The sequence below is a fragment of the Aquamicrobium soli genome (genome assembly GCF_042646345.1).
GTDB classification, from domain to species: Bacteria; Pseudomonadota; Alphaproteobacteria; order Rhizobiales; family Rhizobiaceae; genus Mesorhizobium; species Mesorhizobium soli_A.
Map to the genome: position 1 here is coordinate 91,239 of NZ_JBHRTK010000022.1, position 8,824 is coordinate 100,062.

The window sequence follows — 8,824 nt, forward strand, 5'->3', positions numbered from 1 at the left end:
ATGGTCCGCACTGTTGTCTCTCGAACCGGAGGATGGTGTGAAGAAGACTTACGAAAAGCCCGTGCTGAACAAGCGCGAGAAACTCGGTGCCGTAACGGCAGCCCCTGCGGGGTCGGGGACGTCCCAACAGCAGCCTCCCGGTTAGTTTCCGCCGAGGTTCTAGCGTTCCTCAGCACGCCCGCTCCGGCCTGGCCGGGGCGGGTTTTTTCGTTTCAGAAGCGGATGCTGAAATCGGCCCTGGCGCTGTTGTCACGGGCGCCGGCGCCGAACTGCCCGCTGTAGGAGACGCCCAGCGTTGCGTTGTCGCTGACGGCGAAGTCGAGGCCGGCTTCGAGGACGGCGACGTTCCTGGCGATCGGTACGCCGGCGATGGTGAAGAGGCCGGAGCCGGCGAAGGCGTGGGTAGCGCTCGGCGCGATGTCGCCGAATGCGTGGCGCCAGCCGACCATGCCGCGCGCCGTCGCCCTTGTTGCGCCGAGGCTGAAGGCCGTCGAGGCCCGCACGCCGAGCGTGGTGAAGGTCGTGTCGGTGGTCTGCGACGGGCTGGCCAGTGCTGCCGCGCCGCCCTTTTCGGTGAAGGCGCCGGTGTGCAGGCTGACATGGGCGAGATTGGCGAACGGCTCGAACGAGGCCGTTGCCGTGTCGATGCGATAGCCGGCCTCGCCGAAGGCCTGGAAGGTGCCGGTGTCGTAATCGGCCTCCAGCCTTTCGCTGAAGCCGGGGAAGACGGCTGAGCGGCTGGTCGACAGCTTGTGCCATGTATAGGCAATTCCGCCGCGCAGGCCGAGCGCGCCCCGCTGCGTGCCGCCATAGAGGCCGAGATGGTAGTTGTCGCTCGATCCCGACGAGGCGCGCGCATCGACGTCGAAGCTATCATGGCTGTAGCCGGTGAGGATGCCGAGCCGCACGGCCTCGGTGACCATGCCGTCGATACCGGTAAGGAAGCCGCCAGTGGAGCGGGTGAGGCTGGCGGCATTGCCGTCGCCGTCCGTCTTGCCCCACGAGCCGAAGACCGAGCCCCAGGCGGAGAGGCGGCCGGAGGCGGCTGCGGCGCCCATCCGGCCGAACGCGGCCTCAACCCCGGCGTTATGGCCGCTTTCGCCATAGGCGAGCACCGGCACGGCCGCCGTGCCGACCCCGCCGAAGACGGCACGCAGGCGCTCGTTGACCGCATCGCGGACGAAGCGGCTGTCCTCGATCAGCGCGGTCTTGGCGGAGGCGTGAATCTCGCCCGACAGCCCGTCGAAGGCGGCCGCCGCCGCTGCCGGATCGGTCAGGTTGATGATGGCGGTGAACATCGGGCTCGGCGCGGAATCCTGCACGCCCTCGGCGGTGGCGCACTGGTTGGCCGTGAGGCCGCCGAGGCAGAACGACATGTCGGCGAGTTGGCTGGTCAGGTAGACATTGTGACTGTCGTAGCTGTCGACGAAATCGAGGAACAGGTAATCGTCGACGAGCGTGCCGAACCGGCCTTCGACGCCGGTCTCGGCGCCGCTGATCGACTGGAGGACGGTATAGGTGAGGCCGGGCACGTAGGACACGCCGGTGTCCGTGCCGTTCTCCGGCCTGACATGCAGCACGGCGCCGTTGTCGATGGTCACGACATCGCTGGCGATGGTCAGGTCGTTGTGGACGCCGGCGGTGTTGCCGCCGTTCTTGAGTTCGACTTCGTAGATACTGTCGGCCTCGAAGGCGAGGGAACCGGCATGGATCGTGCCGATCGAATTGCCCGAGGCCAGGATGCCGCCCGCCTTGACGGTCGTCGCGCCGACCGTGCCCGAACCGCCGAGCCTGCCGCCGGCCAGCACCTTCACCGTTCCGCCGATCGAACCGTCGACAGACAACGCCCCGCCGTAAATCGTCGTGACGCCGGAAAAGCCGGAACTGTCGCCCGTCAGATTCGTATTGCCGGCATAGTGGTTGACGAAGCCTGCGCCGCCCGAACTCGCCAGCTCGGCTGCGAAGGCGTAGGCGCTGTCGGTATGGTTGAAATTTAGACTGGTATTGGCCGCATAGAACTGGATTTCGGGGGCGACGAGCGTGCCCGCCGCAATGGCATCCGCCGCATTGGTCGAGGCCGCGCCGATATTGAGCTCGGCCGAGCCGGACGCGTTCGAGGCCCCCATCGAGAGCGGCGTTCCCACTTCCAGCACGCCGCCGTTCGACAGCGTGACTGTGCCCGAGGAGCCGTCGCCCCATGGGGCAATGAGAAGCTGGTCGCCGATCGTCACGCTGGATCCGGCCCCATCGACCAGAAGATGGCCGGTACCCTGCCGGTTGAAGTTACCGCCGCCGACATTCATGAACGTGACGGTGGAAAAACTTCCGCCATCGAGGACGGACAGGCTTCCTTCGCCGTCGAAACCGATCGTCATGTCTCCGACGCTCAGGCTCGACTCGTCGCCCGTAACGACGACCTTGCCCCGCGAGCCTTTCGAGTCGCCGATATGGACCTTGTTGGCGCTGGAGACGGTGCCGCCATTGGCGATGACAAGGGTGGCATCGTCGCCCTCCTTCTCGCCAATGAAGTTCTGGACGTATTCCTCATTCACTTGCGCGAGCGACCCGTCATTGACCAGAAGCGTGCCGTTGTGGACGTTGAACAATCCGACCACACTGTCGCCCGTCAGCGCCAGCGTATCCGCCCCTTCCTTGATCAACGGCCCGTCGCCCGAGATGGAGCCGCTTAACTCGAGGTATTTATCCGTTTTGAAGATTCCGCCGCCGGCACCCAACGTAACGGCGCGAGCCGAGGTGAAGTTCCCCGTGTTTTGCAGCGTGCCGCCATCGAAAAACAGCTTGCTGGAACCGTTGCCGAGATTGGCGTCGGACGCGACCGATATCACGCCGCCCAGAAGACGCGTGTCGCCTCGGTAGGTGTTTGATGCGGACAACACCATGGTTCCGCTGCCGGCCTGGGAAATCCCTCCATCTCCCCCCACCACGCCCGTGAAGTACGCTTCGCCGGCCGTTTGAACGGTTAGCCGGTAATCGGTTTCAACGGTACTGCCGAAGGTAATCGTCCTGCCGCCGGCGCTGGCAAACATCGCATCCGCGCCGAGTATGACGGCATCGCCGAAGGTCTGCGCTCCGGTCGTTGTCACATTGCCATGAATGTGGGTCGCACCGCCCGCGTTCGTCGTTACGGAAGTCAGCGCCGTGGTGCTGCCGACGTTTGCGCCGAACGCCGTCACTCCACCGGTGTTGACGGTGAGGGCATGCGCTCCATCGACCGTATTGTTGAAACTGATTCCGCCATTGTCGGTGCTGGTGAGCGTTGCGTCGCTATCCAGCGTCACCGCCTCATCGTAGACTTGGGATCCAGGCCCGGTCACGTCGCCGGTCAGGGTTTGCGCGCCGGCGCCGGAAGCGAAACTCAGGGTCAGCGCGCTGGTGGTGAGCAAAAATCGGGCGAACCGAAGGAAAATCCTGCCGGACGCCGTGTCGTCGCCCGGACGCATGGCTGCGTCCCTCGAAACTTCCATGCCCGTCCCCCCACTTTCAGATTCCGTTGTTTATATTGCTTGCGCATCCGGTGATGTCTACCCGGAGGCGGTGCTTGTTTTCCCCGATCGCGCCGGTCCAGCGATCTAAAACGGGATCTTGCAGGGCAATGCCGGCCCGGATGCGCTGCTACGCGGTGACGCAGTCGTCTGCCGCTGCTGGCTCTTTCCAACGGGCTCGTTCGCGTCTTTAGTGATGAAAGGGTGCCGGTGCCGGCGGGTCGCCGTCATGGACGTCACAATCGAAACGCGATGCCAGACAAGGGAAATGCCATGAGCGTGGTTCCTCTCCAGCAGGGTACAAGCCAACCGGACGAAATCGACCGCCTCGTGGCCGAGCGCAGGCCGGGTTACGGCCTGGTGCGCGCCTTCTATCACGATCCGGCGATCTACCAGCGCGACATGGAGCGGGTATTCTTCCGCCATTGGCATTGCATCGCCCACGAAAGCATCATCCCCAATCCGGGCGACTTCGAACTGTTCAACCTCGGCGACGAGGCGGTGATTTTGACGCGCGCGGCGGATGGTGCCGTACACGCCATGCTTAACGTGTGCCGCCATCGCGGCGCCGAGGTCTGCACCAAGCAGAAGGGCAACGCGAAGATGTTCGTGTGCCCCTATCACGCCTGGACCTATTCAAACGACGGCTCGTTGCGGGCCGCGCGCCTCATGCCGAAGGATTTCGACCGCGCCGAGCACGGTCTGAAGAAGCTCAACGTGCGCGTCGCCTCCGGCCTGGTGTTCGTCTCGTTCGCCGAAAAGCCGCTCGATTTCGACCCGATCGAGCAGGCGCTGCGCGCCAGCGCCGGCCAGTATGGCTGGGGCGAGGCCAAGGTGGCGCACCGCAAGATGTATTCCTTCGAGGCCAACTGGAAGCTGGCGGTCGAGAACTATGTCGAGTGCTACCACTGCGGCCCGGCGCATCCGGAATATTCGCAGACGCATGCGCTGGAAAAGCCGAAGGAGATGATCGCCGAACTCAACGCGGCCATGGAGGAGCGCACCTGCGCGCTCGGCGTCAGCATCGTTTCCGGCAACCGCTGGCAGAATTCCGCGCAGGGGCAGGAGGCGATCGACACCTTCCGCTACGCGCTCTACGAGGGTGTCGCCAGCGGCAGCAAGGACGGCAAGCTGGTCGCGCCGCCGATGGGCCGCTTCACCGAATCCGATGGCGGCGTCACCTCCATCCACCTCGGCGGCACGACGTTCCTCGTCTGCTATCCCGACCACGGCATGATCTACCGCTTCGTGCCACGCGGCCCGAATGCCTGCGACATGGAACTGATCTGGCTGGTCCGGGGCGATGCGGTCGAGGGGCAGGACTACGACCTCGAAAAGCTCACCTGGCTGTGGACGGTGACCACCGAGGAAGACAAGAAGATCATCGAGCACACCGCGCGCGGCGTGCGCTCGCACTTCTTCGTGCCCGGGCCGATCGCACCGATGGAGTACAACGAGCTGCGCTACATCGACTGGTACCTGGAAGAGATTTCCCGAGCCTGAGGGCCTAATCAGGCGGGGCGGTAAACCCGCTCCGCCGTGTTCCAGAAGATGTTTTCCTGGTCCGCCTTGCCGTGGCGGCCTGCCGCCGCGCGGTGGGCCGCGATCAGGTCGGCATGGCTGGTCCACAGTTTCTCGACCGGGAAATTCGAGCCGAACATCAGCCGGTCGCTGCCGAGGATCGTGATGGCGTTGTCGATGATGGTGGCGATCAGCGCCGGATCGTTGCGGTGGACGAAGGTGCCGAGGCCGGAGAGCTTGGCGTAGAGGTTGGGGGCCGCCGACAGCGTGCGCAGGCCCGCTTTCCATGCTTCGGCGGTGTCCGGGTCGCTGCCGGTCAGCATGCCGCAATGGGTGAGGATAAAATCGATTTCCGGATTCTCGCCAACCAGTTGCAGCCCGTCCTTCATCTGGCTCGGGAAAAGCTGGAGGTCGAAGGACAGGCCGTAATCCTTCAGCCGCGAGACGTTCTTCCTCACCTTCGGGTCGATGACCTGGTCTGCCGACGGGGCGAAGCGAAATTCCGGCACTTCGTGCCAGTGAAGCTGCATGCGCACGCCGCGCAGGAGCTTGTATTTCATCAGCCGGTCGATCTGCGGGCGCACGTCGTCGACGCTGATATCGGCGTAGCCGACGATGGCATGCGGCCAGCCGGTCTCGTCGGCGGTCTGCTGCAGCCAGGCGACCTCCTTCTCGAAATCCTCCTTGGCCCAGTTGGTCTGCACGTAGACGGCCTTTTCGACGCCCGAGCCCTTCTGGTCCTCGAGGAATTCGCCGATCGGATAGTCGCGGCGGATCGGCTCGTAGGGGCCGAAGATGCGCGGCACCATCGGCCCGCGCAGCCAGGGCTGGTCCTGCTGACGCCAGATGTGGAAATGTGAATCGATGGCTTTCTGTGTCATGAGGCCCTCCGCCAGATGGTTTCGGCCGCCGGGGCAGGGCGGCCGAGCGACAGGATGAAATCGGTGAGCGCGGCGATCGACGAGCCGTCCTTGAGGTCGTCGAGCAGCGGCAGGATGGCTTGCAGCGCCGCCGTTCGCGGCTGGAAGCGCTCATCGCCGGCCAGCGGCGTGCACAGGCTGAGGCGAAAGGCGCGCTGGCCGAGGCGGCGCACCGCCGTCTCCATCTCGGCATGGTCGCCGCGTTCCAGCGCATCCGACAGGATGACGACCGCGGCTCCGCGCGCGAACGCGGAAAAGCGCGGCACCGACAGGAAGGCAAGCAGCGTCGGCCCGATGCGGGTACCGCCGTCCCAGTCGTCCACCTGGCTTGCCGCGCGCGCCAGCGCCGCCTCGCGCTCGCGGATGCGCAGCGCCGGCGTGATGCGGGTCAGGCGCGTGCCGAAGGTGAGAACCTCGGCTTGGGAGGCGCCCTGGACCACCGCATGCGCCAGCTTCAGGTAGTCGGCGGTGTGAATCTTCATCGAGCCGGAAACGTCGATCAAAAGCAGCAGCCGGCGCGGCACAGATTGACGGCGGCGCAGGCGCGGGCAGGGCAGGTCGCCATCGGCGCGCACGATCTCGCGCAGCGACCGGCGCAGGTCGAAGGCGCCGCGCGATTTGGCGCGCGTGGTGCGAAACGAGCGGCGGACGGGAAGCGCGGCCGGCAGCGCGCGGCCGAAGGCGACGAGCGTGTCGCCGTCACGGCGGAATTCGCGCAGGCTCAACCGCTCGATCGCGGAGGATAGCTCGCCGCCTTCCTCCTCGCGCAACTCCTCGCCCTGCTGCTCGCGCGCGCCGCCGTCGTCCCGGACTTGCGTTTCCTCCTCGCTTTCGCCGTCGATGGTGACGGCTTCCTCGCCATGGAACCAGGCACGGAACAGCGCTTCGAACTCGCCCCGGCGGTCCGGCTGCGGCGCCAGCGTGGCCAGCGCCGCTTCGTGGATGTCGACCATGGAGCGCGGCCCCAGAAGGGTTACCGCCTGCATGAAGGCCGCGACCTGTTCCGGTGCCACCGCAAAGCCGAAACGGCGCAGCAGCCGGCCGAAGCCGAGAAAGGGGGAGGCCGCGCGGGGCAGGGGTCGCGATGCGCTCATGGCACGACTCGATTTGGACGGGGCGCGGCGTCGACGCCTCCCTCCCCCTTGTGGGGAGGGATAGAGGGTGGGGGTCCGACCTTGCCGCGTTCGCTCGACGACCTTGCAAACTCGGTGGCGCGACGGCGAGTTGCGGGGGCGTTACCCCCACCCCTGACCCCTCCCCACAAGGGGAAGGGGAATGCAGGCGTCGTGCTTCGGCTCGAATTCATCCCAGCGCCGCCTCGACGATGGCGTCGAATTCGGGGCGCAGGTAGGTCAGGTCTTCCTCATCCTTGATCAGCACGCCGATGGCGCGGCGAAAGGCTTCCGGCCACGGACTGCCGCCTTTTTCGAGCACGGTGGCGGCGTTCGCCCATTCCACCGTTTCGGCGATGCCTGGCGGCTTGGCGAGCGGACGGGCGCGGATTTCCTGCACCGCCCTGGCAACGGCGCGGGCGGTGGCCTCGGCGATGTCGCCTGCGCGCAGCATCACGATTTCGGCCTCGTGCGCAGCATCGGGATAGCCGATCCAGTGATAGACGCAGCGCCGGCGCAGCGCTTCCGCCAGTTCGCGCGTGCGGTTCGAGGTCAGGATGACGATCGGCTGCGTTTTGGCGCAAAGAGTGCCGCGTTCGGGAATGCTGATCTGGAAATCCGACAGGAATTCCAATAGCAGCGCCTCGAATTCGTGGTCGGAACGGTCGATCTCGTCGACCAGGAGCACGCTCCGTTCCGGCGCGCGCAAGGTCTGGAGCAGCGGCCGGGCGATCAGGAAGCGGTCGTCATAGATGTCGACCTCCTGTTCGCCGGCATGGCGGATGGCGAGCAGCTGGCGCTGGTAGTTCCATTCGTAGAGCGCGTGCGCGGCGTCGATGCCCTCGTAGCACTGCAGGCGGATCAGCGAACGTCCCAGCATGCCGGCGATGGCCTTGGCCGCTTCCGTCTTGCCGACACCGGGCGCGCCTTCCAGCAGCAGCGGCTTGCCGAGCCGGACGGCGAGGAAGATGGCAGTGGCGAGGCTGTCGTCGGCAAGGTAGCGGCTTTTTGCCAGCTTGGCGGCGATGGCTTCGGGCGAGGGGGCCAGGGTGTCGACGGAGGTCATGGCCGCGCCTCCTGATTGCCTGAGCAGGAGCGGATGTAGCGCGCGGTGTTACCCCTACCCCTAACCCTTCCCCACAAGGGGGAGGGGGACCCTGTGGCTGCTTCCGATACAATCCGTTGGTGAAGTGGCTTGCCGGGGTCGTGCCAAGATTCCCCTCCCCCTTGTGGGGCAGTGTTTACATTGGACTCGTGATGAGGTGTCTGTTGAAGAACAGTGCGAGGGTTATGTCGAGCATCTGATGGGTCTTTGAGAAGCGTTTGGAGCGGCGATTGAACCGGGCGAGGTTGTCCCGGATCGAGGAATTGGACGCTTCGATCAGGTGTGTCTGGGCCTTGGTCTGGGTATGTGGCTCGCTGATGGCCATGCGCTCGAAGGCCAGGGCGTAGCAGGAGTTGGCGTCGGTGTAGATCTGCGCGATGCGCCCCACCGCTTGCTTGGCCAGCCGGTAGATCGCCATGGCGCTGGTCACGCCCTTGTCGCCGATATGGTAGGCGACCCGGTTCCTGCGGCGGCTGAAGGCGGTCCAGATCACCGCGCGCTGCTGTTTTTTTGAACGAAAGTATAGATTTCATCCATCTCGATGATGTCCGGCTCGTCGTCCATCCGGGCGTCCTGCCGGGCAAGGCCAGGCGCGACGCTTTGATGGGCCTTGCGTATCCAGCGCAGAACCCCGGCCGGCGAGGCGCCGACAAAGCGGGCGAT

Annotated in this window: 4 protein-coding genes and 2 pseudogenes; 1 reads left to right on the forward strand and 5 read right to left on the reverse strand. The window is 65.6% G+C overall.

Translation table 11 applies throughout. From position 1 onward, the window contains the following. Nucleotides 1-212: 212 nt before the first annotated feature. The gene (locus ACFOHJ_RS19180; protein WP_378223515.1) at nt 213-3,485 is read right to left on the reverse strand and encodes an autotransporter outer membrane beta-barrel domain-containing protein; all 3,273 of its coding nucleotides are present in this window, start codon (nt 3,483-3,485) and stop codon (nt 213-215) included. Between the two features lie 291 nt (nt 3,486-3,776). Between ACFOHJ_RS19180 and ACFOHJ_RS19185 the strand changes: the two genes are divergently transcribed. Then, a complete protein-coding gene (locus tag ACFOHJ_RS19185) occupies nt 3,777-5,006 on the forward strand; it encodes an aromatic ring-hydroxylating oxygenase subunit alpha (protein WP_378223518.1) in 1,230 nt (409 codons plus the stop codon). Nucleotides 5,007-5,014: 8 nt separating this feature from the next. Here ACFOHJ_RS19185 and ACFOHJ_RS19190 read toward each other — a convergent pair whose 3' ends face one another. The 4 genes and pseudogenes from ACFOHJ_RS19190 to ACFOHJ_RS19205 all read right to left on the reverse strand — a co-directional run. Then, nucleotides 5,015-5,905, reverse strand: coding sequence for an amidohydrolase family protein (locus ACFOHJ_RS19190; protein ID WP_378223521.1), 891 nt, complete (start codon nt 5,903-5,905; stop codon nt 5,015-5,017). Further along, nucleotides 5,902-7,038: a vWA domain-containing protein gene (locus ACFOHJ_RS19195; RefSeq protein WP_378223524.1), complete on the reverse strand. Its 1,137-nt coding sequence runs from the start codon at nt 7,036-7,038 to the stop codon at nt 5,902-5,904. Before ACFOHJ_RS19195 ends, ACFOHJ_RS19190 begins: the two co-directional genes overlap by 4 nt. Before the next feature lie 583 nt (nt 7,039-7,621). Further along, nucleotides 7,622-8,122, reverse strand: a pseudogene (locus tag ACFOHJ_RS19200) (AAA family ATPase); the annotation flags it as partial. A 175-nt stretch (nt 8,123-8,297) separates the two neighbouring features. Next, a pseudogene (locus tag ACFOHJ_RS19205) lies at nt 8,298-8,669 on the reverse strand (IS1 family transposase); the annotation flags it as partial. Nucleotides 8,670-8,824: the final 155 nt, after the last annotated feature.

Bases quoted from the DNA above. Each gene is read 5' to 3' on its own strand.
- ACFOHJ_RS19180 (WP_378223515.1), bottom strand. From the start codon at position 3,485: ATGGAAGTTTCGAGGGACGCAGCCATGCGTCCGGGCGACGACACGGCG.
- ACFOHJ_RS19185 (WP_378223518.1), top strand. From the start codon at position 3,777: ATGAGCGTGGTTCCTCTCCAGCAGGGTACAAGCCAACCGGACGAAATC.
- ACFOHJ_RS19190 (WP_378223521.1), bottom strand. From the start codon at position 5,905: ATGACACAGAAAGCCATCGATTCACATTTCCACATCTGGCGTCAGCAG.
- ACFOHJ_RS19195 (WP_378223524.1), bottom strand. From the start codon at position 7,038: ATGAGCGCATCGCGACCCCTGCCCCGCGCGGCCTCCCCCTTTCTCGGC.